Below are 24,995 nucleotides of genomic sequence, written 5' to 3'. Positions count from 1 at the left end.
TGTCAGGAATGGGTGTGCACACAAAAGGAGCGGACCGGCGCCCCCCGGGCCTACAGCACGGCCAGGACCTCCTTGGCCACCCGCTCGCCCGAGCGCACCGCACCGTCCATGAAGCCGTTCCAGTGGACGGCGGTCTCCGTCCCCGCCCAGTGGATGCCGCCGACGGGGGTGCGCAGGGCGGGCCCGTACTGGGTCAGCACACCGGGGGCGCCGATGGAGACGGGGCCGCCGCGGGTGTAGGCCTCGTTGTTCCAGCGTTGCAGGACGAAGGAGGTGGGGGAGGCCGCTTTCGAGCCGAAGTAGGTCACGTAGTCCTTGAGGACGGCCGCCTTGACCTCCGCCTCGCTCGCCGCGTCGTACTTGCGGGCCTCGTCGGCCTCGATGAAGCCCATCAGGGCGCCGTAGGAGGCGTCCGGCGGGGAGTTGTCGAAGGTCGAGCTGACCACACCGGTGTCGCTGACGACCTGGCCGTTGAGGCCGTCGGCCCGCCAGAACGGGGTGTCGTAGATCGCGATCGCCTTGCCGACCGAGGCCATCGGGAGGCGCTGGGTGAGCTGGTCGCGGGCGGCGGGCAGCAGCGGGTCGTAGGTGATGCGGGCCGCGAGCGGCGGCGGTACGGCGACGACGACCCGCTTGGCGGTGACCGTGACGCCGTCGGCCGTGACGACGTACTTCGAGCCGGACTTGGTGATCGTGCGCACCGGGGCGTTCAGCACCACGCGGTCGCCGAGGGTCGCGGCGAGCTTGATCGGCACCTGCTGGGAGCCGCCGACGAAGCGCTGCTCCTGGGCGCCGCCCGCGGTCTCGGTGAGGCGCTCCAGGGTGCCGGGCGTGGTCTCGTTGCCGGCGGCGGCGATGTAGAAGAGGACGAACAGCAGGGAGAGTTCGCGGGGTTCGGCCGAGAAGATCGACGTGCAGGCCACGTCGAGGAGGAACTTGGCCGACGGGATCACGGCGTTGGCGCGCAGCCAGGTCTCGAAGGTCTGCCGGTCCCACTCCTGGGCCTTCGCGGCGGTCCAGGGCGCGTCGACGGGGATCGTCTTGGCCATGTCGTCGAGGGAGGCCTGGACGATGGCCGCGTTGGCGAGGCCTGCCGCGTCGATCGGCGGGACCGAGCCGAGGAGGCCGTCGGTGGCGTAGGCGGTCTTCTTGCCGTCCTTGTAGAGCAGGTTGTTGCCGGTGTTGTAGGTGGGGAAGGTGCCCACTCCGAGCGAGTCTGCAAGGGCCTTGATGCGGTCCTGGGTGGGGCCGATGAACTCGCCGCCGCCCTCGGTGACTCCGCCGTTGGCCAGGGGCAGGTTGAGCACCCGGCCGCCGACCCGGTCGCGGGCCTCGAGGACGGCGACCGTCTTTCCGCCCGCGACCAGGTCACGGGCCGCGGTGAGTCCGGCGAGGCCGCCGCCGACGATCGCGACGTCCACGTCACGGGTGGCGGCGAAGGCGGGAGAGGAGGCGGTGCCGGTCAGGGTGACGGCACCGGCCGCGGCGGCGGCACCGCCGAGCAGGGAGCGCCGGGAGAGCGGGGGGAGCTGTCTTTCGCGTGCCACGTGCATCCTCCGTCGGGGGAGAGCAGGTCGGTCGAGCCGGAAGTGATCCTGAAAGATGAGCAGGTTTCACATTCTGGCCCCGCATGTGGGCACAGGACAACGCTCCTGTCACATCTTGCGCACACGTAACAGGAGCTTTACTGAGGGGAGTTGGGGGTCTCTACGTCATCCCGGGAGCCGGGAGAGCGATCCCGAACCGTCTCTGACGACGGCCTTCGCGATCTTCTCGGCGTCGATCGCCACCTCGCGGAACGTGCCGCTGATGGGAGTTGTATAGCCACTGAAAAAGAGTCCGCGGGCATTCTGTGGGGCCAGGGCGCCGTTGACGACCGGGCCGCCGCGCGCGTCGAGGACGTCGAGATGGCCGACCAGCCCCTCCAGGGAGCGGGCGTAACCGGTGGCCGCGATCACCGCGTCCGGGCCGATCCGGGTGCCGTCGGCGAGGAGCACCTCGCCCTCCTCGAAGCCCTCCACGGCAGCGACGACCTCGATCCGGCCCTTGCGGATCGCGTCGATGAGGCCGACGTCCTGGACCGGGATGGCGCCCTCCTTGGCCCGGCTGTAGAGGCCGGTGTCGGGACGGGGCAGGCCGTGCGCGGACAGATCGGGCACGCTGAGCCTCGCCATGGGCCTGGCCAGCCGGTCCACCAGGCCGACCGGCAGCCGCCGTACGAGGACACCCGTGTACTGGGCGGCCCAGCCGGCCGTGGAGCGGCGGACGATGTGCGGGGCGGTGCGCACGGACAGCCGTACGCGCGAGGCGCCGCCCTCCACCAGGTCGACGGCGATCTCCGCGCCGGTGTTGCCGACGCCGACGACGAGCACGTCACGGCCGGCGTAGGGCGCCGGGTTGCGGTACTCGCCCGCGTGCAGGAGCTCGCCCTTGTACTCCTCGCGCCCGGGCCAGTCCGGCACCAGCGGGGTGTGGTTGTAGCCGGTGGCGACGACGACCGCGGCGCCGGTCAGCTCACGGCCGCCGGTGGCGTGCAGCAGCCAGCCGGTGCCGTCGGGGGTGCGCTCGACGCGCGAGACCTCGACGCCGGTGACGGTCTCCAGTTCGTGGATCTCGGCGTACTTCTCCAGGTAGCGCACCACGTCGTCGCGGGACACCCAGCGCCCGAAGCGGCGTGGCATCGCCAGTCCGGGCAGGGCCGAGAGGCGGCGGGTGGTGTGCAGGTGCAGCCGGTCGTAGTGGCGCCGCCAGGACGCTCCGACGTGCTCGGACTTCTCCAGGACGACCGCACGGACACCCCGGGCGCGCAGCGCGTACGCGACGGAGAGCCCGGCCGGGCCGCCGCCGATGACGTACACGGGGCGATCGGGCTGGTCGGGCTGGTCCGGGTGGTCTGCGGGTCTGGAGTGGGCCATGAGCGCGAGCGTAATCAGACAGCGCGTTGATGGGTCTCGGTCAAGACGGGAATTGGTTGCGGATCGATCACGCCTGTAGGAGGCACGGGTGGGGCTCGTGACGTAGGTCACCTGGTTGTGCGCGTACGGAAAAGGCCACGGCGCCGGGTCCGCGGATGCGGAGCTCGGCGCCGTGGCGGGCGGCGGCCGGAAACCGACGGGAAACCGGGGCCGCGGTCGGGGTGTCCTCGGGGGTCGGTGGCTACTTCTTCCCCGCCTTCTTGGCCTTCTTGTAGCCAGTGACCTCGGCGATCCAACTGATGAAGTCGCCCGGGTCGGTGTTGGCGCCGTGGCCCTGGTCCCAGTAGTAGAGGTGGTTCACGTCGTCGCCGAGGTTCTCGGCCGCGGCGGCGAGGTTCGCGGCGATCGTCAGCGAGGTGTCCGAGTCCTTCGTGCCGAGGCGGATCCACCAGTGCTTCGAACGGTTGGCGTCGGCCTTCTCCGTGAGGTGGTGCATCGGGTTCATCAGGTCGAGCTTCGCGGGTATGTCGCTCGCGACGCGCTTGGTGCTCAGGCCGGTCGTGTCGTTCTTCGTGCCGTACGCCGTGAAGTGGCGGGTCCCGGTGGTGCCGGCGCCGAACTCGTTGTTCTCGCCGGCGGACAGGTCCCAGGCGTCGAAGGAGGGCGCGCCCTTCTTGCGGGCGCCGACATGGGTGAGGAAGTCGGCCCAGGTGAAGCCGGCCCTGCCGCCGGACCAGGTGATGAAGGTGTTCGCGGCGAGATAGGTCTCGCGGTCCGCGTCCGAGAGGGCGGCCAGGTAGGTGGTGGCCGAGGGCTCCAGGTACTGCTTGACCAGGTAGTCGTCGTAGTTGCGGGCGGTGAGCGTGCCGAACCCGGAGCCCTTCAGGCCGCGCAGCCGCAGCTTCGCCTGGTACTCGGCGAACTGCGACCGGAGTTCCCTGGACACCGTCTGGTCGACCTGCTTGCCGGTGCTGAGGTCGTTGGTGCCCCAGCACCACTCGTAGGCCCCGTCGGCGTGCTCCAGGTCGATGATCGGGCACCAGGCTCCGGTCGCGAAGATCGCGTCGGAGGCGTCGGCGGCGCCGATCTCCTTGAGGTACTTGTCGTAGATCGGGCTGTCGCCGGACGCGCCGAGCAGGGAGGACAGGGCGCCGCCCGCGCTGGTGCCCGCGGAGACGATCCGCTCGACGTTGCCGGGGATGCGGCCCTTGTTGGCCCGCACGTACCGCACGGCGGCCTTGAGGTCGACGATCGCGGCGGGGGCGGTGCCGTAGTACTCGCCGGCGGAGTTCTTGAGGGTACGGCCGCGGGCGCCGGGCTCGACGACGACGTAACCGGCGGCCAGGGCCAGGAGTTGGTTGGCGTTCATGGCGCCGCCGGTGGCGTTGGTGTTGCCGTTGGCACCCGGCGCCGAGGCGGAGGGGCTCGCGGTGGGAGCCCCGCTCGGGGTGCCGCCGCCCGCGCCGCCGCCCATGCTCGCGCCCCCGATGCCGGTGGCGTCCGCCACGGAGGACGGCAGGTACCCGCCGACGGAGTTCGCGAACAGGATCGGGGCGTCGCTCGCGTCCACCGCCGTGCCGTCGATCTCGACCGGCACGCTGACGTTCAGGGACTGGTAGGTCTCGTCGACCGGCTTGGCGACGTAGGTGATCGCCTTCCAGAAGTGGTAGGTGACCGCGTGTTCGGCGCCCTCCGTGTCCGTGACCGTCGTCGTCAGCTCCGTGTAGGCCTCGGGGTCGAAGGCGAGGCTGCCGGCGCTGCTCCCGGAGGAGCCGGCGGTCGCCGCGCTCGCATTCAGGGCCAGCCCTCCGACGGCCGCGAACCCCGCCGTCGCACCGATGCCGATGACGACGTTCCTGCGCTTGACTGCCCTGTGCTTCACGGTTCGCTCCCTCGGCGGTTTCGGCTTGCGTCAGTGAACGTAGACGACGTGTGGACAAAATTGCCAACAATCCCGGGGTATTCACGGGCGACCCACAGCTTCATGGCGGGCGCACAGGTTTCCCTCATGCGGCCTCACCCGGAGCCGCCGCCTTTCGCGGTTCCACCACCTTCCCGGAGCAAGGGATCTGACGTACCGTCAGATTTCATGGACACGATCTGGCTGACCGGCGCGCAATGGCTGGCCGTCCTGCGCATAGGCCTCGGCCTGTGGTGGCTGGAGAGCTGGCGGCACAAGGACAAGAGCACGTGGTTCGAAGGGGGCGGCATCACCTGGGCCGCGGACATCGCCGCCAAACACCGCTGGACCCCGGTCCGCAGCGGCTTCGGCGTGCTCGTCGCACCGCGCCCCAGGACGATGGCGTACGTCGTCGCCTACGCCGAACTCGCCCTGGGCGCAGGCCTGATCCTCGGCTTCCTGACCCCGCTCGCGCTGGTCGGCGGCCTGCTCCTGAACGTCCTCTACTTCACCCTCATGATCCACGACTGGGCCGAACAGGGACAGAACGCGATGATGGCCCTCATCTCCGTCGTGGCCCTGTTCGCGATGTCCTGGCAGGCATGGTCGCTCGACGCCGCCCTGGGCCTCTTCCGATGAGCGCCCGCCACGACCTCCCGGAGGCCGACGCCTTCACCCACACCTTCTGGCAGGCGGCCGCCGAGGGCGCTCTGCTGCTCAGGCGCTGCGACACCTGCGCGCGGATCCACCACTACCCGCGGGAGTTCTGCCCGCACTGCTGGAGCGAGGACGTCTCCTGGTGCACCGCGACGGGCCGGGCCACCCTCTACACCTGGTCCGTAGTCCACCGCAACGACCTGCCGCCCTTCAAGGACCGCACCCCGTACGTCGCCGCCGTCGTCGACCTCGCCGAGGGCCCCCGGATGATGACGGAGATCGTCGACTGCGCGCACGAGGACCTGCGCCCGGGGATGGACCTGGAGGCCGTCTTCCCGGACGGCGTACCGAAGTTCAGGCCACGCGGGCAGGCGTCGACGGCTTGAATGGGCCGATGCCCCGAGCCGACGACCACCCCCGTGCACACCGCCCCTTCCCGGACCTGCACGGCCACGGCCTGCGCCTGTGCGCCTGGAACCCCGACGCCCACGCCGAGTTCTGGCTCCGGGGGACGATCGACCCGGAGTTCGCCCGCTGGAACACCCCGCTCGTCCCGGTCGACGACCTCGTCGACGCCCGCGAGTCCCTGCGCCGCAAGGCCCGGCTGGCGGCGGACGGCACGAGTGCCTCGTACCGGATCACGGACGCGTCGGGCGGTACGACACTGGGCCACATCGGCGTCAACGTCATCGACCACGTCCTGCGCAGCGCCCGCGTCGGGTACTGGGTGCTGCCCGAGGCCCGCGGCCGGGGCATCGCCACCCGCGCCCTCCGCCTCGCCGCGCACTGGGCCCTCACCGACCTCGGCCTGCACCGCCTCGAACTCGACCACGCCCTCGGCCACGACGCCTCCTGCCACATCGCCGAACAGTGCGGCTTCCGCTACGAGGGCACGCTGCGAGGCGCGATGTTCGAGGCGGGCCGGCGCGACGCGTTCCGCGACATGCACATGCACGCGCGACTGGCGACGGATCCGGAGCCGACGTAATTCGAAGGCGTCAAGCCCGGTCGCGCAGGAGCATGGAGCATGCGCCCCGACGACTGGCACACCACCGAAGACCTCGACGAGTTCCTCTGCCGCGCCGGAGACTTCCTGCGTTCCCGTCCGGACCTGCACACCGTCCTGCTCACCGTGACCGAGGTCCTGCGTACGCGGGGGCTCCAGGCGTACGGCAGGGAGGCGCCCTTTTTCGGGCTGCTGGAGGAGGGCGGGGAGGTCAGGGCGGCCTGCTTCCGGACGCCGCCGTACCGGCTGTTCCTCACGCCCCTCACCGACGCGCAGGCCGACTCCCTCGCCGTGCACCTGGCCGGCCGCCCGCTCCCCGGGGTCAGCGCGGAGGCCGGGACCGCAGCGCTCCTTGCGCGGGCCCGGGAACGGCACACCGGCGCCACGGCCCTGCTCCACCAGCGGCTGCGGCTGTACCGGCTGGACACGCTGACCGTGCCCGAGCCGGTGCCGGAGGGGCGGGCGAGGATCGCCGAGGAGGGTGACCGGGAGCTGGTGGTGCGCTGGTTCGGCGAGTTCAGCAGGGACATCGGCGAGAGCCAGGGCGTGCGCGCCGAATCCTGGGCCGACGCCCGCCTCGCCTACGGCGGGGTCGCCCTCTGGGAGGCCCCCGACGGCACCCCCCTCTCCATGGCCGGCCTCACCCCGCCCGTCGCCGGCCAGATCCGGGTGGCGCCCGTCTACACCCCGGACCCGCTGCGCGGACGCGGCTACGCCGGTGCCGCCACCGCCGAGGTCAGCCGGCTTGCCCGGGAGCGCGGCGCCGACGAGGTGCTGCTCTTCACCGACCTGGCCAACCCGACCAGCAACCGCCTCTACCAGCGCATCGGTTACCGGCCGGTGGCGGACTTCGCGGTGTACGACTTTCAGGGCCAGAGCAGTTCCTGAGCCCAACGCCCCTGCGTGCGCCGGTAGATGAGCCGTACGTGCCGTCGTTGCCCGTCGCCCTGGAAGAACTCCACCTCCTCGGGTGCGAGCCGGTACAGGGTCCAGGACGGGACGGGTGCGGTGGGTTCCCGTTGTGCCTGCTCCCAGGCGTCCTCGGACGCTCGCGCCAACTCCGCCAGTGAGCCCAGGACTTGGCTCTGCCGGCCGGTGAGCGCAGCCGCGAGGGCTCCGGTCGAGCGGGCGTGCAGATCCGCCTGGCCGTCCTCGGAGGGTGCGGCGGTCACCGGCCCCCGCACCCGCACCTGCCGGCCGAGGACCGGCCAGTAGAAGCCGAGGGCGGCATACGGCCGGGCCGACAGGTGTCCGCCCTTGCGGCTGTGGGCGTGGCTCGCGAAGGCCCAGCCGTCCGCGTCGGCGCCGTGCAGCATCACGGTCCGTACGTCCGGCCGGCCCTCCGCGTCGGCCGTCGCGAGGGACATGGTGTGCGGCTCGGTCTGGCCGGCGGCCACCGCGTCCGCGAACCAGGTGGTGAACAGCTCCAGCGGGGTCGCGGGCGCGGTGCCGGGGTCGAAGGAGGGCAGGGTGGTGACCTGCGGGTCCCACACCCGAAGTGACCTCAGCAGCTCGTGAAGATCCGTTGCCATGCCTCAGACGGTACCGAGGTCGCACGTCAGCCGTCGTTCGGGCCGCAGTCGGCTGATCACCCCTCGCCGTGGTTCCGAGGGAGGACCGGATATTGGTCGCCCAGGCGCAGACCGAGGGGGATGACCTTGGTGACGCGGGACAAGCGGATCCCGCAGTACGAGGTCCGAGTCATGCCCGTGCGCCCAGGGCGTCGCCCTGTGATCCGTCCTCAGTTCCGCCCCAGCACCACCGTCCCCGACGAGCAGAACCAGCCTCCCGTCCCGGACGCCACCGCGAGCCCGGGTGCCGAGCCGTCACGGCGTCTGACCTGCCGGCCCCCGGCCTCCCCGCGCAGCTGCCGTACGGCCTCCACGAGCAGGAACAGCCCGCGCATTCCCGGGTGTTGGGCGGACAGCCCGCCGCCGTCGGTGTTCACGGGCAGGTCTCCGCCCTCGACCTTCAGGCGTCCCTTCTCCACGAAGGAACCGCCCTCGCCCTTCGCGCAGAAGCCGAGGTCCTCCAGGGTCACCAGCGTCATATAGGTGAACGCGTCGTAGATCTGGGCCAGTTCGATCTCCTCGGGGCGGACTCCGGCGCGTTCGAAGGCCAGGCGGCCGCTGACCGCCGCCGGGGACACCGTGAAGTCGGGCCACTCGGACATGCTGACGTGCGAGACGTACTCGCCGGTGCCGAGCACCCAGACGGGCGCGGTACGGCAGTCCCGTACGTACTCCTCGGCCGCGAGCAGCACCGCCGCGCCGCCGTCGGAGCGGATGCAGCAGTGCAGCTTGGTGAAGGGGTCCGCGATCACCGGCCCCGACAGGACGTCGTCGACCGTGATCGGGTCGCGGAACATCGCCTCGGGGTTGAGGGCGGCGTTGGCACGCGCCTGGACCGCCACTTCCGCCAACTGCTCGATCGTCGTGCCGTGTTCGATCATGTGGCGGCGGGCCGCCATCGCGTACTTGGCGATCAGGGTGTGGCCGTAGGGCACCTCGAACTGGAGCGGGCCGCGGGCGCCGAAGGAGAGGGTGCCGGTGCGGCGGCCCGCCTTGATGTCGGCGCGGGCCGTGGAGCCGTAGACCAGCAGCACCGCGTTCGCGTGTCCGGCGGCGATCGCGTCGGCCGCGTGGGCCGCCATGACCTCCCAGGTGGAGCCGCCGACGGCGGTCGAGTCGACCCAGGTGGGGCGCAGCCCCAGGTACTCGGCGATCTCGGCGGGGGCGAGGGTGCCGGTGCCGGCCGAGGTCAGGCCGTCGACCAGCCCCCGGTCCAGACCGGCGTCGGCGAGGGCGCGGCGGGCCGCCTGGGCGTGCAGGGCGTAGGGGGTGGCGTCGTCGACGCGGCCGCAGTCGGACAGGGCCACGCCGATGATCGCGACTTTCCGGCTCCCGGGGGGCATGAGGGGCCTCCTGCCTCTGGGCATCTGGTGCGGGCGCTCCTAATATGACGGACCGTCAGATCCGGAGGGAAGAGGAAGAGCCATGGACGCTCGCTTCACCGCCGAACAGGACGAGATCCGCGGGGCGCTCCGCGCGGTGCTGCGGGACCGCTGCGGGCCACGGGAGCTGAGGGCCGCCGTCGACACCCCGGCCGGTCACGACCCCGCGCTGTGGGAGGTCCTCGCCGGACAACTGGGGCTGCCGGGGCTGGCGTTGCCCGAGAAGTACGGGGGCGCGGGGTGCTCGGTGACCGAACTGGCGCTGGCCTGCGAGGAGACGGGACGGGTGCTGGCGGCCACGCCGTTGCTGGGAACGGCGGTGCTCACGGCGCCGCTCGTACTGGCGCTGGGCACGGAGGAGCAGCGCGCCCGTCTGCTGCCCCGCATCGCCTCCGGCGCTCTGACCATGGCCCTCGCCGTCCCGCCGGGTGAAGCCCTCGCCCTGACCGGGAGCAACACCGGCGACTGGGCGGGGGGAGGACGCGCGGGCGGGGTACAGGCCCGGCGCGTCGGTGGCGGTGTGATTCCCGCCCCTGCCGCGGGAGCCCCCGCGCCCAAGTCCGCCCCGGCGACCGCGCGGCCGCGAACCGCAGGCGAGGCCCGTACCTCGGATCGGCGGCTCTACGACCAGAACGATGCGGGGACCGCCCCCGCGGCCACGTCCGCCCCCGCCGCGCGGCCGCGAACCGCAGGCGGGCCCGGTACCCCGGTGGCCTGGCGGCTTTACGGGCAGGTCGATCAGGTTCTCGACGGGCACAGCGCCGGGCTCCTCCTGGTGGCCGCTCACGTCGGAGGGTTCGCCCGCTCCCGTACCCTGCTGTTCCTCGTCCCCGGTGACGCTCCCGGGGTCGTCCGCACCCGGCAGACCGCCCTGGACTCCACCCGGCCCCGGGCCCGTATCCAACTCCGTGATGTGGAGGCTGAGTTGCTGGGTGATGAGGAAGAGGGTGATGTGCTCGGCGCGCTCGCCCGCACCGGAGACACCGCCGCCGCCGTCCTCGCCTGCGAGGCCGTCGGGTCCGCCGACCGTGTGCTGGAGCGGACCGTGGAGTACGTCAAGCAGCGCGAGCAGTTCGGGCGGGTGATCGGGTCCTTCCAGGCCGTGCAGCACCGGCTGGCCGATGTGTACGTCCAGCTCCAGGCGGCCCGCTCGGCGGCCTACTACGCCGCCTGGGCCACCGGCCAGGGGGAGCAGCGGGTCGGCGGACTCGCCCTCGCGCAGGCCCTGGAAGCGCTGCGCACCGCCGCAGGTGAGGGCATCCAGCTGCACGGGGGCATCGGTTTCACCTGGGAGCACGAGGCGCATCTGTACTTCAAGCGCGCCACCGGTGACGAACTGCTCTTCGGCCCGGCGCACCGGCTCAGGGCCCACGCGGCCGACGCGGCGCGGCTTTTCGAGAAGGCGGAGGTGTCGGTGTGATCGGACAGAGGGTCGTGCAGAAGGTGTCGTCCACGCGCGGCTTCGCCAAGGTCGCGCCGCATGTGATTCCGGCGCTGGACCGGGCCGTTCACCGGATCACGCGGGGGAGGGTCCTGCTCAGCGCGCAGATGCTGCCGGGTGTCGTTCTCACCTCGACCGGCGCGAGGAGCGGACTCGTCCGCCGTACCCCGCTGGCCTGTATGCCCGAGGATCCCGGCCGTACCTGGATCCTCATCGGCTCCAACTTCGGCCGTGACGGCCATCCCGCCTGGACCGCCAACCTCCTCGCGCATCCCGAGGCCGAGGTCAGCTGGAAGGGCGCGGACATCCCGGTCACGGCGACGCTGCTGACGGGGGAGGAGCGGGCGGCCGTGTGGAAGCGGGCGCTGGCGTTCTGGCCGCCGTACGCCACCTACCAGGCGCGGGTCGAGCGGGAGATCCGGCTCTTCAGGATCGTCCGGAAGTAGACGCACCACAGGCGGCCGTTCACCCGTGTGAACAGCCGCCTGCCAGACAGGACTCGCATCGGGACGCTACTTCGTCGGCTTCTTGCCCGTCACGCCCAGGTGCACCAACAGCGCCAGGTTCGGCTTGAGTTCAGCCTGCTTGACGCCCCATGCCTGGAAGCCCTTCTGGTGCGAGGCCACCGCCGCGAGCATCGCGACGAGCGAACCGGCGACCGCCGCCGGGTTGACGTCCTTGTCGACCCTGCCCTTGGACTGGAGCTCGGAGACCGCGTCCGCAAGGGAGTTGTTCACCGAGTTGAGGATCTTCATACGGAGTTTGTAGAAGCGTTTGTCGCCCTCGGCGGCACCGAGGTCGACCACACGCAGGATCGCGTCGTTCCTGCGCCAGAACTCCAGGAAGCCGTCCACGAGTTCCTGCGCGGTCTGCCAGCCGGCCTTGCCGACCCACGACCGGCCGTCGAGCAACTGGGTCAACTGGCCGCCCTCGGTGGCCATTTGTTCCGCGATCTCCAGGACGGCGCCTTCGACGTCCGGGAAGTACTGGTAGAAGGTCGCGGGTGAAGTGCCCGCCTTCCGGGCGACATCGATGACTTTGACGTCCCGGTAAGGGGAGGAGCTGAGCATCTCGCTGAGGCAGTCGAGCAGCTTCTGCCGGGTCGCCTGCCCACGCCGGCCGGCCACACGGCCGTCGACGGTACGCACTTGTCCTGTCATGCCGTCAGCTTACCGAGGGGTGATCGGAGCGCGATTCGGCCGACTGCAAATGGGGTGCGCGGGGTCCGGGAGGCGGGTGTGCCTGGTCCTGCGGGGTGCGTGAGTCGCCGTTACTTTGACGGTATGGCCGAAAACAGGGCATCCGCAGACGGAACGGGATACGGCGAGGGCGTCCCCTGCTGGGTGGACGCGCAGCTTCCCGACGTGGCCGCCGGGAGGCGGTTCTACGGTGAGCTCTTCGGGTGGACCTTCGAGGAGGCGCCCACGGCGCAGGAGGGCTCCCTGTGGGCCCACCGCAAGGGTGAGCCCGTCGCGGGGCTCGCCCGCAAGACGGACGGCCGCATGCCCACCGTGTGGACGGTGTACTTCGCCACCCCGGACATCGAGGCGCTCGCCGACCGGATCTGGGCGGCCGGCGGACAGGTCGTCACCGCACCCGTGCCGGTGGCCGGGCTGGGCGCGTCCGCGCTGGTCACCGACGTGGAGGGGGCCGTCTTCGGGCTCTGGGAGCCGGGCGGCCACCAGGGCTTCGGCATCCGGCACGAGCCCGGCACCTTCGCCTGGGCCGAGCTGTACGCCCGGGACACCGAGGCCGCCAACACCTTCTACGGCGAGCTCTTCCACGACGCCCTCTTCGGCCCCGAGGCCCACCCCGACTTCGGCCGCGCCCTCGTCTCCGACGTGTTCCCCGCCGAGATGCCGCCCCACTTCCTCGTCCACTTCGGCGTCGAGGACTGCGAGTCCGTGCTCGGGACGGTCAGCCGTCTCGGTGGACGGGTCCAGGCGCCGCCATTCGAGACGTCGTACGGGAAAGTGGCCGTCGTCACGGACAATCAAGGGGCGTCGTTCGCCGTCCTGGAGCGGTCCGAGCGGTAGAAGGGTGCCGCTTTGAGGTGAGACACCCCATTTGACCCCGGGTTCGCCACCAGGCCTCCGGCCAGGAAGAATCAGGGTCGCGTGCCGCCATGGCGGTGCGGTGGTGAGACGCTGCACGGGGTCGCGTACATATGTGGGTGGCGCGGCTTGTACGGGGAGGTGGCAGGCAGAGTGGTGGATCAGCTGACGCAGCACGATCCGCGCAGGATCGGGCCGTTCGAGGTACTGGGACGGCTGGGTGCCGGCGGCATGGGGCTGGTCTATCTCGCGCGTTCGGCCTCGGGCCGGCGGGTGGCGATCAAGACGGTCCGTACGGAGCTCGCCGAGGACCAGCTCTTCCGCGTCCGCTTCACCCGTGAGGTGGAGGCGGCCCGGGCGGTCTCCGGCTTCTACACGGCGGCCGTGGTCGACGCGGACCCGCGTGCGGCCGTGCCGTGGCTGGCCACCGCGTACGTCCCCGCGCCCTCCCTCGAAGAGATAGTGAACGAGTGCGGGCCGCTCCCGGCCCAGGCGGTGCGCTGGTTCGCCGCGGGCGTCGCCGAGGCCCTGCAGTCCATCCACGGCGCCGGTCTGGTCCACCGCGACCTCAAGCCCTCCAACGTCCTGGTCGTCGAGGACGGCCCCCGGGTGATCGACTTCGGCATCGCGTCCGGCGTTTCGAACACCCGTTTGACGATGACGAACGTCGCCGTCGGCACCCCCGCCTACATGTCCCCCGAGCAGGCGAAGGACTCCCGCAGCGTCACCGGCGCGAGTGACGTCTTCTCGCTCGGCTCGATGCTGGTCTTCGCCGCCACCGGCCACCCGCCCTTCCACGGCGCCAACCCGGTCGAGACGGTCTTCATGCTGCTGCGCGAGGGCCCCGACCTGGAAGGACTCCCGGACGAACTGCGTCCGCTCATCGAGTCCTGTATGCAGATGGAGGCCACCGGGCGTCCCAACCCCGCCGACCTCCAGGCCCAGCTGGCGCCCCACCTCTACGGCTCCGGCTCGGACGACAGCGGTACGGCGTCGGCGTGGCTGCCCGAGAAGGCGGTCGCCCTCATCGAGACCCGCCGCGGTGGCCGTGCGGCGCCGCCCCCGCCCTCCGGGGGCCGCAGCGGCGGCGGCCGCCCCACTCCCGCGCTGCCGCCCCCGCCTGCCTACGACCCGCTGCCGCCCGCGGCCGTCCCCGTCGGCGGCCCCGGCACCGGCCCCGTCCGGCTGGCCGGCGCCCAGGTGCCCATCGGACCGGGACCGCGCGTCTCGGACGCCCGTGCCGCCGCCGTGAAGGCGCCCCCGCCGGAGGCCGGCCTGGTCGCCTCCTGGTCCCGCCCCCGCCCCGGCGTCAACGGCACGGAACCCGCCGTGGGCCCCGCGGTCCCGGCGGTCCAGGCCGCGCCCCCGGAGACCGCGGCCGGCTGGCGGCCCTGGCGGTTCCGCATGTCCAACGACGTCTGGGGCACCCCCGCCGTCGCCGGTGACCTCGTCTACGTCACCTCCTTCGAGGTGCACGCCCTCGACGTCGGCACCGGCCGCCGCCGCTTCAAGACGCGGGACGTGGCCTGGTCGATGGCGGTCGCGGACGGCCGTATCCACGCCTCCGACGGCCCCACCCTCTTCGCCCTCGACGCCCGCGAGGGCGGCGACCAGTGGCGGCTGAACACCGACGCCTGGGTGTACTCCCTCAAGGCCGAGCGGGGCACGGTCATCACCGGCACCCGCGGTGGCGGCGTCCAGGCCTGGGAGGCATCCACCGGGCGCAAGCTCTGGGAGCTCTCCGGCTGCCAGACCGACTTCGAGTCCTCCGAGGCGGGCCCCGCCCTCCACGAGGGCACGGTCTACGTCTGGCAGGACGGCCGTCTGCGTGCCCTGGACGCCCGCACCGGCGACGAGCGCTGGGCGTTCCCCATCGGCGACGCGTCCTCCTGCGGCGGGGTGCCGGTCCGGGTGGCCCAGGCCCACGACGGGTTCGTGTACATCTCGGCCGGGACCCGCGTGATGGCCCTCGACGTGGCGAGCGGCCGGGTGCGCTGGCACTTCGAGGCCCCGGCGGTCTTCCTGTGCCCGCCGACCTTCGTGCCGGGCGCCGCGGTGACGGGCGGAGGGGTGTACCTCGCCGACTACCTCGGCACGGTGTACGCCCTCGACGCCGCCGACGGCCGCGACCGGTGGCGTATCGCCACGGAGGCCCGGGCGTCGGTGGAGCCGGTGCTCGTCGCCGCGGGCCATGTGCATGTGGGCAGCGGCAAGGGCCTGTACACGCTGGACGCGGTCACCGGGACGCCGAAGTGGCGGTTCCAGGCGGGCGGGGACATCGTGGGCGCGCCCGCGGTCGCCGAGGGGCGGATCCACTTCGGGTCGACCGACCATCTGCTGTACACGCTGAAGGCCGACGACGGCCGGCTGCGGTGGAAGCTGGCGACCGGCGGGGAGATCACCGGGTCGCCGGTGGTGAAGGACGGCGTGGTGTACGCGTGCAGCAAGGACCGCTGCGTGTACGCGCTGGACGCGGAGAAGGGGACGGGGACGGCCCGGACGACGTGAGCGGCGTCGCCTGCTGCCGTCCGGCGGTGTCGGTGGCCCCCGTTAGAGTGATCGCATGCATTCACGGGGGCGCGTTCTCAAGTTCACGGCTGTGTCGGTGCTGGTGGTTCTGTCGCTGACGGGATTCTCCACCGGTCACGGTCACAGCAGCGGTCGGCACAAGAGCAAGAGCAGTCACGGTGACAGTGACAGCGGCGGTGGGTGCAGCAGCTCCCGCCAGCGGCACGACAGCTATACACCCCGCACCACGAGCAACAGCACCCGCAGCAGCTCCGCGCTCCGGGACGGCACGGCGGTGCTGGTGAGCTGTGCGACGCAGGCGATTCCCTACGCCACCGTCGAGGTCAGCAACCCGAACAGCCGTCAGGCCACCTTCACGGTCGACTTCGCCTTCGACGACGCCGCGGGCACGGCGCTGCGCTCCACGGAGCAGAGGGTCACGGTGCCCGCGAGCGGCACGTCGAACGTCCGGGTGCAGGCGAGTCGGGCCGTCCTGGCGAAGCTCGGCCACTGCCGGGTCGCACCGGAGGCGGACGTGGTGAGCTGACCGGTCGTCAGCCCCGCAGTCCCGTCAGTCCCGCAGCGCCGTAAGGAACTCCACGAGCGCGGCGTTCACCTCGTCGGGGCGTTCCTGCTGGGTCCAGTGGCCGCAGCCCGGGAGCAGGACCGGGTCGCGGACCAGGTTGGGCATCAGCCGCGGGAGCGCCTCGATCAGTTCCGGTGTGCCGGGGAACGCCGGGACCAGGTCGCGGTCGCCGTACATGTAGAGCGCGGGCGGGGTGACCCTCGCACCGTGCCAGGGGGCCGTCAGTTCCCAGTTGCGGTCCAGGTTGCGGTACCAGTTGAGGGCGCCGGTGAAGCCCTTGGCGTAGCTCTCGGTGAGCTCGTCGAGGTCCTGTTCGGTGAGCCAGTCGGGGAGCACCTCGGGGTCGGGCATGTCGGCGAGCCAGCCGCGGTCCAGGTCGGTCACCAGGGCCTGCTCGTAGCGGCCGCCGCCCACGCCGTCACCCGAGGCGCCCACCAGCAGCCTGCGCAGCGCGGACCGGGGGTCGTCGCCGAACTCGGCGTCGGCCGGGCCCGGCTGTTCGAAGTAGTTCCAGTAGAAGTGCCCGTCGAACCGTTCCCGCATGGTCTCCAGCGGCGGCCGCTCGCCCCGGAACGGCGGCGGCACGCTCAGCCCCGCCACCCCGCGCACCACGTCGGGGCGCAGCAGCGCGGTGTGCCAGGCCACCGGCGCCCCCCAGTCGTGCCCGACGACGAACGCCGTCTCCTCGCCCAGCGCGTGGATCAGCCCGACGACGTCCCCGACCAGGTGGAGGATGCTGTACGCCGACACGTCCTCGGGGTGGTCGCTGGCGCCGTAGCCGCGCTGGTCGGGGGCGACCACCCGGAATCCGGCCGCGGCCAGCGGGCCGAACTGATGGCGCCAGGAGTGCCAGGACTCCGGGAACCCGTGCAGCAGCACCACGAGGGGCCCCTCGCCCTCCTCCGCGATGTGCAGCCGGATGCCGTTCACGTCGACCGTGCGATGTTCAACCATGGGGTAAGCATACGCCTGTATGATGCATCGACATTGCTAACGCAACCTGAACTCGGACTGCCGGGAACGGAACAGTTCGGCCTGCCGGTCCAGGGGGAGATTGCCCAGCGCGACGAGGTGCGGCGCCTGCGCGAACCCCTGCCGCACGGCGGCCTCCTTGGCGGCCCAGAGCGCCCGGACCGTGCCCTGCACCCCCTGGGGCGGATGCCCGGCGATGACCGACGCGGCGGCCGTGGCCGCCGCCAACGACCCGCCCGGCCCGGTGAGTTCGGTGACCAGCCCGATGGTGTGGGCACGTGCCGCGGACAGCCGTTCCGCGCTGCCCATGAGCGCCGTGCGCGCGGCCTCCCCGTGCGGCATGACCTGCGCCATGAGCACCGACTCGTACGCGCTGACCATGCCGTAGGTGGTGTGCGGGTCGAAGAAGGTGGCGGCCGGGTCGGCGACGAGGAAGTCGCACTCGCCGAGCAGGTAGAACGCCCCGCCGCAGGCCATGCCGTTGACGGCGGCGATCACCGGCTTCCAGAGGTCGTTGGACTTCGGGCCGACGTGCAGGAGCGGATCGTCCGCCATGTAGGGGGAGTCCGGCTGCGGCACCTCGGCGTCCCGGTCCAGGCCGGTGCAGAAGGCCCGCTCCCCGGCTCCGGTCAGCACGATCGCCCGTACGGTGTCGTCGAAGCGCAACTCCCGCCAGGCGGCGATGAGTTCGTCCCGCAGGGCGAGGTCGATGGCGTTGAGCCGGTGCGGGCGGTCCAGGGTGACGACGGCGACGCCGGTGTCCTTGTCGGCGGCGACCCGCAGGGCCGTCACGAGCGCACCCACTGCGGAAGCCCGTCGGAGAACACCACGTGCACCCGGGCGCCGATGCGGATCCGGGCCGGATCGAGGGAGTTGAGCGGCGCCCCGGCCGCACTGACCAGGTTGCCGACCAGCCGTATCCGGGGCGCCTCCTCCAGCTCGACCACGATCACGTTGTACGGCGCCTGCGCCGCGTAGTCCGGCAGGAGCGGCGGGTGCGGGACGACGTAGGACCAGATCCGGCCGCGGCCGGAGACGGGGCGCCACTCCTCGGCGAAGGACTGGCAGTGCGGGCAGCAGGGCCGGGGCGGGAAGCGGAGTTCGCCGCAGTCGGCGCAGGCCTGGACGCGGAGTTGGCCCTGGGCGGCGTACTGCCAGAAGGGGGCGCCCGTGGCGTCCTTCACCGGTTCGAGCATGTCAGCTCCTGTTGGTCAGCAGCAGGGCGGAGGTGGGGACGCCCTCGCCGGCGGTGACGAGGCAGGTGGCGGCGTCCGGGACCTGGGCGGTGCTGGTCCCGCGCAGTTGCCGGACGCCCTCGTCGATGAGGTTGAAGCCGTGCACGTAGGCCTCGGACAGCCCGCCGCCCCCGGTGTTGATCGGCAGGCGGCCGCCGATCTCCAGGGCCCCGCCCTCCGTGAAGGAACCGCCCTCGCCGCGCTCGCAGAAGCCGTAGCCCTCCAGGGAGAGCGGGACCAGGGCGGTGAACGCGTCGTAGATCTGGGCCACGTCGACGTCCTGCGGGGTGAAGTCGGCGTTCTTCCACAGGTGCCGGGCGGCCGTCCAGGCGGGTCCGGTGAGCGGGTCGTCGTTCCAGTAGTTGACCATGCCGTGGTGCTGGGCGGGCAGGCCCTGGGCGGCGGAGTGGACGTAGACGGGAGTGTTCGGGCAGTCGCGGGCACGCTCCCTGCTGACGACCACGCAGGCCAACGCCCCGTCCGTCTCCAGGCAGTTGTCGAAGAGGCAGAGCGGCTCGCTGATCCAGCGGGAGGTCATGTACATCTCGCGGGTCAGGGGGCGGTCGTACATGATCGCGGCGGGGTTCTGGTTGGCGCGGTTGCGGCAGGCCAGGGCGACGTTGAAGAGGTGGTCGCGGGTGGCGCCGTACTCGTGCATGTAGCGGCGGGTGAGCATCGCGATCTCGTCGGCGGGCCGGAGCAGTCCGAAGGGCCGGGTCCACTGGGCGGGCGTGGGGAGTTGGACGCTGGTGTTGGTCCAGGGGCGGGGCCCCGAGCCGCGCTTGCGTGACCGCCAGGCGACACCGACCGTGGCCTGGCCGCTCGCTATCGCCGCCGCGAGGTGCGCGACCGTGGCGCACGAACCGCCGCCGCCGTAGCCGGCCTTGCTGAAGAAGGTGAGGTCGCCGAAGCCGACGGCCTTGGCGAGTTCGACCTCGTCCGTCTCCTCCATGGTGTACGAGGCCAGGGCGTCGACCTCGCCGGGGGCGATCCCGGCGTCGGCGAGGGCGGCGAGAACGGCCCGGCAGGCCAGGGTTCTCTCGTCCTCGGCGAGCTGTTTGGCGAAGGGGGTCCGCCCGATACCCACGATCGCCGTGGCGTCCTTGAGGGTCACGCTGCACGCACCTCCACACACTGTGAGGCCTGCTGACAGCCCGTCAGGGTACAGCTAATCTGACGGGTAGTCAGCTAATGCGTTTCCGCTTTCGGGGAGGCCGATGTGGAGTGGCAGAGCATCCCGGAGCTGGTCCGGTGGGCGGCGCAGCGCTACGCCCGCGCGGAGGCGGTCGTGGAAGGCCGGAACCGGGTCTCCTACGGCGAGTTGGGCTCCCGCGTGGAACGCGCGGCGGCGGCCTGCATCGCCAACGGCGTCCGAGAGGGCGACCGGGTGGGCATCTGGGCCCCCAACTCCCTGGACTGGATGGTCTCGGCGCTCGGCGCGGTGTCGGCGGGCGCGGTCCTGGTCCCCCTCAACACCCGCTTCAAGGGCACCGAGGCGGCCGACGTACTGCGCAGGAGCGGGGCCCGACTCCTGTTCGTCACCGGCACCTTCCTCGGCACGTCGTACGTGGCGTCCCTGCGCCGGGCCGTCGCCGAGGGGCCCGGCCTTCCGGACCTCGACCAGGTCGTGGTGCTGTCGGACGACGCACCCGCCGACTACCGCACCTGGAAGGACTTCCTGGCGAGCGGGGACACCGTGGGGGAGGCGCGGGTGCGGGCGCGGGCCGCGGCCGTCTCCCCGGATTGGGCCTCGGACATCGTCTTCACCTCCGGCACCACGGGCCGCCCCAAGGGCGCCGTGATCACCCACGCACAGACGCTGCGGGCGTACGACGTCTGGTGCGAACTGGCCGGGCTCAGGCGCGGCGACCGCTATCTCATCGTCAACCCGTTCTTCCACACCTTCGGTTACAAGGCCGGGGTGATCGCCTGTCTGATGCGGGGCGCGACGATGATCCCGCAGCCGGTGTTCGACGTCGACACCGTGCTGGCCAACATCGCCGCGGAACGGGTCTCGGTGCTGCCGGGCCCGCCCACCCTCCACCAGTCACTCCTGGACCACCCGGCCCGGGATTCCCACGACCTGTCCGCGCTGCGCCTGGTGGTGACGGGAGCCGCGGTGGTACCGCTGCGGCTGGTGGAGCAACTGCGCGGCGAGCTGGGCGTGGAGACGGTCCTGACCGCGTACGGCCTCTCGGAGGCGAGCGGCATCGTGACGATGTGCAGACAGGGCGACCCGCTGCCGGTGATCGCCTCGACGTCCGGGCGGGCCATCCCCGGGACGGAGGTACGGATCGAGGCGCCGGCAGGCGAGCCCGGCGAAATCCTGGTCCGCGGCTTCAACGTGATGCGCGGCTACTACGAGGACGAGGCCGCCACGGCGGAGGCGGTGAGCGAGGACGGCTGGCTGCGCACCGGCGACATCGGCGTCCTGGACGCGGCGGGCAACCTGCGGATCACCGACCGGCTGAAGGACATGTTCATCGTCGGCGGCTTCAACGCCTACCCGGCGGAGATAGAGCAACTCCTCGGCCTGCACCCGGCGGTGGCCGACGTGGCGGTCGTCGGCGTCCCCGACACCCGACTGGGCGAGGTCGGCCGGGCGTACGTGGTGCGCCGCCCGGACTCGGTCCTGACCGCCGACGACCTGATCGCCTGGGCCCGCCGGGAGATGGCCAACTACAAGGTGCCGAGGACGGTGGAGTTCGTGGCCGAGCTGCCGCGGAACGCGAGCGGCAAGGTGGTCAAGGGCGAACTGCGCCGGGGGCCGGCCTGAACGGCCGGCCCCCGGACACGCCTCGGCCGCGACGGCTCCCCCTCCGCGCCGCCGCGGCCGATCCCCGTGCGGGAAAGGAGCCCTGTCAGACGGGCTCGTCCGTGGCGTGGATGTTGTCCGTGCCGTCCTCGGCCGTGCCCTTGTCGGCCTTGAGCGTGGCGGCCTTGAGCGGCTCGCTCGTGGCGTGGATGTTGTCCGTGCCCACGGACGTCTCGTCCTCGACGTCGGTGGCGTGGATGTTGTCGGTGGTGTTCTCGTCGCTCATGGACTGCCTCCCCTGACAGTTCGGATACCTCGTGTGATGGCCGGCCCGGCGACTCCCCCGAGGGTCGCCGGGCCGACTCCGCGACCGCTCACCGTAGTGCAACGGTCCAGGTCGTCCCGTCTGCCCCCCGACGCGACGCGACGACAAGACGAGAGTGCCGGGCCGCGATAAACGAACGATGAACGTCCGCCCGCGCCCCCGCGGAAACCGCCCTCAGGCCAGGGCCAGCGGGGCGAGCAGGACCCTGACCGACTCGGCCTCCGGGGCGTCGAGGGCCTCGAAGAGGTCCAGGGCCTCCCGCCAGCAGACCTGTGAGCGGCCGGGCTGCCCGATGCCGCGCAGGGCGTGCCCGAGGACCACGAGGACGTTGGCCCGGCGCCAGTCGCCGCCGATGCCGCGCAGCACGGTCAGTGCGGTCTCGGCGTTCGACGCGGCCTGCGCCGGTCGCACGGCCGCCAGGTCGGCCTCCGCCAGCCGGAACAGGGACATGCCCTCCCACAGGCGCTGACGGCTGTCCTGGAACACCGTCAGGGCCTCCTGGAGGCGGGCGGTCGCCTCGGACAGGCTGCCGTGCTGGGTGAGCGCGAGGCCCAGCGCGTACCGGGCGTTGGCCCCCTTGAGGGCGTGGCCCATCGCGTCGTACATCTCCATGCCCTGCTGGGCCAGGGAGACCGCACTCTCGGTCCGGCCGCCCGCCAGGTGGATGCGCGAGAGGTTGCACAGGGCGCTCGCCTCGCCGGACGGGTCGTCGCAGGCGCGGAAGCCCTCGATGGCCCGGGTGAGGTGGGCCTCCCCGTCGTCGTTGCGGTTCTGGTAGACCGCGAGCACACCGAGGATGTTGGTCGCCCAGCTGCCGGCCAGCGGGTCCCCGGCGACGACGGTGAGTTCGTGGGCGCGGGCGGCCTCCTCGCCGGCGAGGTCGAAACGTCCCGTGAGGCTGTGGGCGTAGGCCAGCGTGATCAGGGCCCTGGCCTCCGCCGTCGGGTCACCGGCCTCGCGCGCGGCCTCCCGCAGGGCGGAGGCGACCCCTTCGTACGCCTTGGAGTTGGTGCCGGACTCCGCGAGGTCCACGGCCGCCCACAGGAGGTCGACCGCCCGCGGCAGGAACCCGGAGCCCGCGGACTGGCGCACGCACGCCAGCAGCGACACCGCCTCCGCGTACAGCCAGTCCTGCGCCGCGTGCCGGTCGGCGAAGACCAGCCCCGGGTACTCCGGTGTGGCCAGGTGGTCGACCAGCCGGTCGCCGGGCCGTTCGATGAGGTACACGCCGGCGACGGTGGCCAGGTAGAAGTCGAGGAGCCGGGACAGGGCCGCAGCCCGCTCACTAGGGGGCCACTCGTCCCGTTCGGCACACGCACGCGCGTAGAGCCGTACGAGATCGTGGAACCGGTACCGGCCGGGCGCCGCCGACTCCAGCAGCGAGGTGTCGACCAGGGCCTCCAGCAGGTCCTCGGTGTCCTCCGCCGGGAGGTCGAGTACGGCCGCTGCGGCGGCCAGCGAGATGTCCGGGCCGTCGGCGAGGCCCAGCAGGCGGAAGGCGCGGGCCTGGGCGGGCTCCAGCTGGCCGTAGCCGAGTTCGAAGGTCGCCTTCACGGCGAGGTCGCCGGCCTGGAGTTCGTCGAGGCGGCGGCGTTCGTCGGCGAGCTTCGCCGCGAGGACGGACACCGTCCAGGTGCGGCGGGCCGCCAGCCGGGAGGCGGCGATGCGGATGGCGAGCGGGAGGAAGCCGCAGGCGGCGACCACGTCCAGGGCGGCCTTGCGCTCGGCGGCGACCCGCTCCTCACCGACGATCCTGGTGAACAGCTGGAGCGCCTCCTCGGGGGACATCACGTCCAGGTCCACGAGGTGCGCCCCCGCGAGGTCGACCATCCGGACCCGGGAGGTCACCAGGGCCGCGCAGCCCTCCGTGCCCGGCAGCAGGGGCCGTACCTGGGCGGCGTCGCGCGCGTTGTCGAGGAGGACCAGCACCCGGCGGCCGTCCAGGACCGAGCGGTACAGCGCGGCCCGCTCCTGGAGGGAGTCCGGTATCGCCGAGTCCGCGGTGCCGAGGGCTCTGAGGAAGGCGCCGAGGACCGTCTCCGGATCGGCGGCCCGCCCGCCGGCGCCCTGCAGGTCGACGTAGAGCTGCCCGTCGGGGAAGGCGGTGCGGGCCTTGTGGGCCACGTGCACGGCGAGGGTGGTCTTGCCGACACCGCCGATGCCGGCCAGCGCGGAGACCGCCATCACCCGGCCGTCGGATCCGGAGGCGAGGACCTCGCTCAGTTCGGTGACGAAGGACGCGCGGCCGGTGAAGTCCGGGACCGTCGCGGGGAGTTGTGCGGGACGGACCGGGGCGGCGACCGGTTCGGGCTGCGGGGAGGAGGGTTCCGCGAGACCGGGGTCGGCCCGCAGGATCCGCTGCTGGAGCTCGCGCAGGCCGGGGCGCGGGTCCACGCCGAGTTCGTCGGCGAGCAGACGGCGGGTGTCTGCGTAGACCGCGAGGGCCTCCGCCTGCCGTCCGGAGCGGTACAGCGCCAGCATGAGCAGCTCGCGCAGGCGCTCACGCAGGGGGTGTTCGGCGGTGAGGGCGGTCAGTTCGGAGACCGCCTCCGCGTGGCAGCCCTGCTCCAGGTCCATGTCCAGGCGGGATTCGAGGAGTTGCAGCCGCCACTCCTCCAGCCGCACCCGCTGTGCCTCGGCGTACGGCCCCGGCACCCCCGCGAGCACCTCGCCGTCCCACAGGCCCAGCGCCCGGGACAGGACCTCACGCGCGTGGCACAGGTCCCCGGCGCTCCTGGCCTTCTCGGCCTCGGTGGCGAGTTCCTGGGCGGCGGCAAGGTCCAGATCGGTCTCGTGCAGGCCGCGGATCGCGTAGCCGCCGGACTCGCTGACCAGGATGCCGGGATCGAGGACCTTCCGCAGCCGGGAGGCGTAGGTGCGCACGGCGGCCAGAGCCTGGTCCGGGGGCTCCTCGCCCCACAGTGCGGAGATCAGCTCGGCGGCGGTCGCGGTCCGGCCCTCGCGCAGCAACAGGGCGGCGAGCAGGGCGCGTTGCTGCGGGGAGCCGGTGTTCAGCAGTTCCTCGCCGCGCCGGGCTCGCACCGGGCCGAGCACGCTGAAGCGCAGCGACGCCGGCTCCTCTGCTCCGGCCCCCGCCGAGGAGCCGGGACGCCTCTGCTCCGGCACCCGCGGTACACCGTCCATCGCCGTCCCCCTAGGGCCTGTTTACAACCCCGTCAGTCTGCCTTGTCCACGGCGGATGCGTCAGCTGTGGAGGGGCTGATCACAGGACGGCGCGCGGGAAATCACAAGGTTCTCACCCGGCCTGCGCACACTTCCGCGCGGAACGGTGGCGGCGGCGCCGGAAATCGTGCGGTACCGCCTGGGTCGGGCGGGCGCGGGGCGGCGTCTGGGCGGTGCGGTGGTCCACCGGGGGGTGGTTCGGTCGGGGGTGTGCGGTCCGGGTGCGGTGTGGGGGTGCCGGGTGCGGTCGTCTCGCGGGTGCGGGTGAATTGTGGCTGGTCGCGCAGTTCCCCGCGCCCCTGGGTGAGTTGGGGGGAGGTGGGTTCGGGCGTGAGGCGGGTGGGGGTGCTGTTGCGCAGTTCCCCGCGCCCCTGGGTGGGTTGGGGGGAGGTGGGTTCGGGCGTGAGGTGGGTGGGGGTGCTGTTGCGCAGTTCCCCGCGCCCCTGGGTGGGTTGGGGGGAGGTGGGTTCGGGCGTGAGGTGGGTGGGGGTGCTGTTGCGCAGTT

At 72.3% G+C, this 24,995-nt stretch carries 22 protein-coding genes; 10 read left to right on the top strand and 12 right to left on the bottom strand.

Going from position 1 to position 24,995, the window contains the following annotated elements:
- Window positions 1-50 precede the first annotated feature (50 nt).
- The 3 genes from ACZ48Z_RS14165 to ACZ48Z_RS14155 form a co-directional block, all read right to left on the bottom strand.
- On the bottom strand, window positions 51-1,553 hold the full coding sequence (locus ACZ48Z_RS14165) for a flavin monoamine oxidase family protein (RefSeq protein ID WP_468736104.1): 1,503 nt from the start codon (window positions 1,551-1,553) through the stop codon (window positions 51-53).
- Between the two features lie 159 nt (window positions 1,554-1,712).
- Entirely contained in the window at window positions 1,713-2,915 is a 1,203-nt protein-coding gene (locus ACZ48Z_RS14160; protein ID WP_468736103.1) for a flavin-containing monooxygenase, read from the bottom strand.
- A 241-nt stretch (window positions 2,916-3,156) separates the two neighbouring features.
- Entirely contained in the window at window positions 3,157-4,797 is a 1,641-nt protein-coding gene (locus ACZ48Z_RS14155) for a subtype B tannase (protein ID WP_468736102.1), read from the bottom strand.
- 207 nt (window positions 4,798-5,004) lie between these two features.
- On the opposite strand from ACZ48Z_RS14155, the gene ACZ48Z_RS14150 reads away from it, so the two are divergent.
- Genes ACZ48Z_RS14150 through ACZ48Z_RS14135 form a run of 4 tightly spaced genes read left to right on the top strand, consistent with a single transcriptional unit; the run spans window position 5,005 to window position 7,366 of the window.
- Window positions 5,005-5,454 carry a DoxX family protein gene (locus tag ACZ48Z_RS14150; protein ID WP_468736101.1) on the top strand — a complete coding sequence of 150 codons (450 nt, stop codon included), beginning with the start codon at window positions 5,005-5,007 and terminating at the stop codon, window positions 5,452-5,454.
- Window positions 5,451-5,858, top strand: a complete 408-nt coding sequence (locus tag ACZ48Z_RS14145; RefSeq protein WP_468736100.1) for a Zn-ribbon domain-containing OB-fold protein — start codon at window positions 5,451-5,453, stop codon at window positions 5,856-5,858. The genes ACZ48Z_RS14150 and ACZ48Z_RS14145 overlap by 4 nt, the downstream gene beginning before the upstream one ends.
- Before the next feature lie 8 nt (window positions 5,859-5,866).
- Window positions 5,867-6,460: a GNAT family N-acetyltransferase gene (locus ACZ48Z_RS14140; protein WP_468736099.1), complete on the top strand. Its 594-nt coding sequence runs from the start codon at window positions 5,867-5,869 to the stop codon at window positions 6,458-6,460.
- A 39-nt stretch (window positions 6,461-6,499) separates the two neighbouring features.
- Window positions 6,500-7,366, top strand: a complete 867-nt coding sequence (locus ACZ48Z_RS14135) for a GNAT family N-acetyltransferase (protein WP_468736098.1) — start codon at window positions 6,500-6,502, stop codon at window positions 7,364-7,366.
- Here the strand turns inward: ACZ48Z_RS14135 and ACZ48Z_RS14130 are convergent.
- Both ACZ48Z_RS14130 and ACZ48Z_RS14125 read right to left on the bottom strand, forming a co-directional pair.
- Window positions 7,345-8,010, bottom strand: a complete 666-nt coding sequence (locus ACZ48Z_RS14130; protein ID WP_468736097.1) for a pyridoxine/pyridoxamine 5'-phosphate oxidase — start codon at window positions 8,008-8,010, stop codon at window positions 7,345-7,347. The genes ACZ48Z_RS14135 and ACZ48Z_RS14130 overlap by 22 nt on opposite strands.
- Before the next feature lie 209 nt (window positions 8,011-8,219).
- Complete coding sequence (locus tag ACZ48Z_RS14125; protein WP_468736096.1) at window positions 8,220-9,392, bottom strand: thiolase C-terminal domain-containing protein; 1,173 nt, start codon at window positions 9,390-9,392, stop codon at window positions 8,220-8,222.
- 82 nt (window positions 9,393-9,474) lie between these two features.
- Between ACZ48Z_RS14125 and ACZ48Z_RS14120 the strand changes: the two genes are divergently transcribed.
- Both ACZ48Z_RS14120 and ACZ48Z_RS14115 read left to right on the top strand, forming a co-directional pair.
- The gene (locus ACZ48Z_RS14120; protein WP_468736095.1) at window positions 9,475-10,851 is read left to right on the top strand and encodes an acyl-CoA dehydrogenase family protein; all 1,377 of its coding nucleotides are present in this window, start codon (window positions 9,475-9,477) and stop codon (window positions 10,849-10,851) included.
- Window positions 10,848-11,318, top strand: a complete 471-nt coding sequence (locus ACZ48Z_RS14115; RefSeq protein ID WP_468736094.1) for a nitroreductase/quinone reductase family protein — start codon at window positions 10,848-10,850, stop codon at window positions 11,316-11,318. The genes ACZ48Z_RS14120 and ACZ48Z_RS14115 overlap by 4 nt, the downstream gene beginning before the upstream one ends.
- Before the next feature lie 66 nt (window positions 11,319-11,384).
- On the opposite strand, the gene ACZ48Z_RS14110 is transcribed toward ACZ48Z_RS14115, so the two are convergent.
- Window positions 11,385-12,032 carry a TetR family transcriptional regulator gene (locus tag ACZ48Z_RS14110; protein WP_468736093.1) on the bottom strand — a complete coding sequence of 216 codons (648 nt, stop codon included), beginning with the start codon at window positions 12,030-12,032 and terminating at the stop codon, window positions 11,385-11,387.
- A gap of 123 nt (window positions 12,033-12,155) precedes the next feature.
- Here ACZ48Z_RS14110 and kbpA point away from each other — a divergent pair, with 123 nt between their 5' ends.
- The 3 genes from kbpA (at window position 12,156) to ACZ48Z_RS14095 (ending at window position 15,981) form a co-directional block, all read left to right on the top strand.
- Window positions 12,156-12,908 carry an AfsK-binding protein KbpA gene (gene kbpA, locus ACZ48Z_RS14105; RefSeq protein ID WP_468736092.1) on the top strand — a complete coding sequence of 251 codons (753 nt, stop codon included), beginning with the start codon at window positions 12,156-12,158 and terminating at the stop codon, window positions 12,906-12,908.
- 171 nt (window positions 12,909-13,079) lie between these two features.
- Window positions 13,080-15,434, top strand: coding sequence for an outer membrane protein assembly factor BamB family protein (locus tag ACZ48Z_RS14100; RefSeq protein WP_468736091.1), 2,355 nt, complete (start codon window positions 13,080-13,082; stop codon window positions 15,432-15,434).
- Between the two features lie 55 nt (window positions 15,435-15,489).
- Window positions 15,490-15,981: a hypothetical protein gene (locus tag ACZ48Z_RS14095; RefSeq protein WP_468736090.1), complete on the top strand. Its 492-nt coding sequence runs from the start codon at window positions 15,490-15,492 to the stop codon at window positions 15,979-15,981.
- Between the two features lie 24 nt (window positions 15,982-16,005).
- On the opposite strand, the gene ACZ48Z_RS14090 is transcribed toward ACZ48Z_RS14095, so the two are convergent.
- From ACZ48Z_RS14090 to ACZ48Z_RS14075, 4 genes are read right to left on the bottom strand one after another with little or no spacing between them, the layout of a single operon-like run.
- Window positions 16,006-16,974: an alpha/beta fold hydrolase gene (locus ACZ48Z_RS14090; protein ID WP_468736089.1), complete on the bottom strand. Its 969-nt coding sequence runs from the start codon at window positions 16,972-16,974 to the stop codon at window positions 16,006-16,008.
- A gap of 36 nt (window positions 16,975-17,010) precedes the next feature.
- Window positions 17,011-17,796, bottom strand: a complete 786-nt coding sequence (locus tag ACZ48Z_RS14085; RefSeq protein ID WP_468736088.1) for an enoyl-CoA hydratase/isomerase family protein — start codon at window positions 17,794-17,796, stop codon at window positions 17,011-17,013.
- On the bottom strand, window positions 17,781-18,188 hold the full coding sequence (locus ACZ48Z_RS14080) for a Zn-ribbon domain-containing OB-fold protein (protein ID WP_468736087.1): 408 nt from the start codon (window positions 18,186-18,188) through the stop codon (window positions 17,781-17,783). Before ACZ48Z_RS14080 ends, ACZ48Z_RS14085 begins: the two co-directional genes overlap by 16 nt.
- 1 nt (window position 18,189) lies before the next feature.
- Window positions 18,190-19,341, bottom strand: a complete 1,152-nt coding sequence (locus ACZ48Z_RS14075) for a lipid-transfer protein (protein WP_468736086.1) — start codon at window positions 19,339-19,341, stop codon at window positions 18,190-18,192.
- Window positions 19,342-19,446: 105 nt separating this feature from the next.
- Here ACZ48Z_RS14075 and ACZ48Z_RS14070 point away from each other — a divergent pair, with 105 nt between their 5' ends.
- Window positions 19,447-21,003 (top strand): FadD3 family acyl-CoA ligase, encoded by a 1,557-nt coding sequence (locus ACZ48Z_RS14070; protein ID WP_468736085.1) that lies wholly within the window; start codon window positions 19,447-19,449, stop codon window positions 21,001-21,003.
- An 85-nt stretch (window positions 21,004-21,088) separates the two neighbouring features.
- Here the strand turns inward: ACZ48Z_RS14070 and ACZ48Z_RS14065 are convergent, their stop codons facing one another.
- Window positions 21,089-21,268: a hypothetical protein gene (locus tag ACZ48Z_RS14065; protein WP_468736084.1), complete on the bottom strand. Its 180-nt coding sequence runs from the start codon at window positions 21,266-21,268 to the stop codon at window positions 21,089-21,091.
- Between the two features lie 213 nt (window positions 21,269-21,481).
- Complete coding sequence (gene afsR / locus ACZ48Z_RS14060; protein ID WP_468736083.1) at window positions 21,482-24,451, bottom strand: SARP-family global regulator AfsR; 2,970 nt, start codon at window positions 24,449-24,451, stop codon at window positions 21,482-21,484.
- Window positions 24,452-24,995 lie beyond the last annotated feature (544 nt).

This window comes from Streptomyces sp. NPDC031225 (assembly GCF_055570355.1).
Note: the sequence above shows the minus strand (reverse complement) of the source record. Positions and strands in the feature narration are given on the sequence as shown.

Coding starts and splice junctions, on each gene's coding strand:
- ACZ48Z_RS14080 (WP_468736087.1), bottom strand. CDS start 18,188: ATGCTCGAACCGGTGAAGGACGCCACGGGCGCCCCCTTCTGGCAGTAC.
- afsR (WP_468736083.1), bottom strand. CDS start 24,451: ATGGACGGTGTACCGCGGGTGCCGGAGCAGAGGCGTCCCGGCTCCTCG.
- ACZ48Z_RS14120 (WP_468736095.1), top strand. CDS start 9,475: ATGGACGCTCGCTTCACCGCCGAACAGGACGAGATCCGCGGGGCGCTC.
- ACZ48Z_RS14130 (WP_468736097.1), bottom strand. CDS start 8,010: ATGGCAACGGATCTTCACGAGCTGCTGAGGTCACTTCGGGTGTGGGAC.
- ACZ48Z_RS14125 (WP_468736096.1), bottom strand. CDS start 9,392: ATGCCCCCCGGGAGCCGGAAAGTCGCGATCATCGGCGTGGCCCTGTCC.
- kbpA (WP_468736092.1), top strand. CDS start 12,156: ATGGCCGAAAACAGGGCATCCGCAGACGGAACGGGATACGGCGAGGGC.
- ACZ48Z_RS14140 (WP_468736099.1), top strand. CDS start 5,867: ATGCCCCGAGCCGACGACCACCCCCGTGCACACCGCCCCTTCCCGGAC.
- ACZ48Z_RS14090 (WP_468736089.1), bottom strand. CDS start 16,974: ATGGTTGAACATCGCACGGTCGACGTGAACGGCATCCGGCTGCACATC.
- ACZ48Z_RS14110 (WP_468736093.1), bottom strand. CDS start 12,032: ATGACAGGACAAGTGCGTACCGTCGACGGCCGTGTGGCCGGCCGGCGT.
- ACZ48Z_RS14065 (WP_468736084.1), bottom strand. CDS start 21,268: ATGAGCGACGAGAACACCACCGACAACATCCACGCCACCGACGTCGAG.
- ACZ48Z_RS14160 (WP_468736103.1), bottom strand. CDS start 2,915: ATGGCCCACTCCAGACCCGCAGACCACCCGGACCAGCCCGACCAGCCC.
- ACZ48Z_RS14095 (WP_468736090.1), top strand. CDS start 15,490: ATGCATTCACGGGGGCGCGTTCTCAAGTTCACGGCTGTGTCGGTGCTG.
- ACZ48Z_RS14145 (WP_468736100.1), top strand. CDS start 5,451: ATGAGCGCCCGCCACGACCTCCCGGAGGCCGACGCCTTCACCCACACC.
- ACZ48Z_RS14150 (WP_468736101.1), top strand. CDS start 5,005: ATGGACACGATCTGGCTGACCGGCGCGCAATGGCTGGCCGTCCTGCGC.
- ACZ48Z_RS14165 (WP_468736104.1), bottom strand. CDS start 1,553: ATGCACGTGGCACGCGAAAGACAGCTCCCCCCGCTCTCCCGGCGCTCC.
- ACZ48Z_RS14135 (WP_468736098.1), top strand. CDS start 6,500: ATGCGCCCCGACGACTGGCACACCACCGAAGACCTCGACGAGTTCCTC.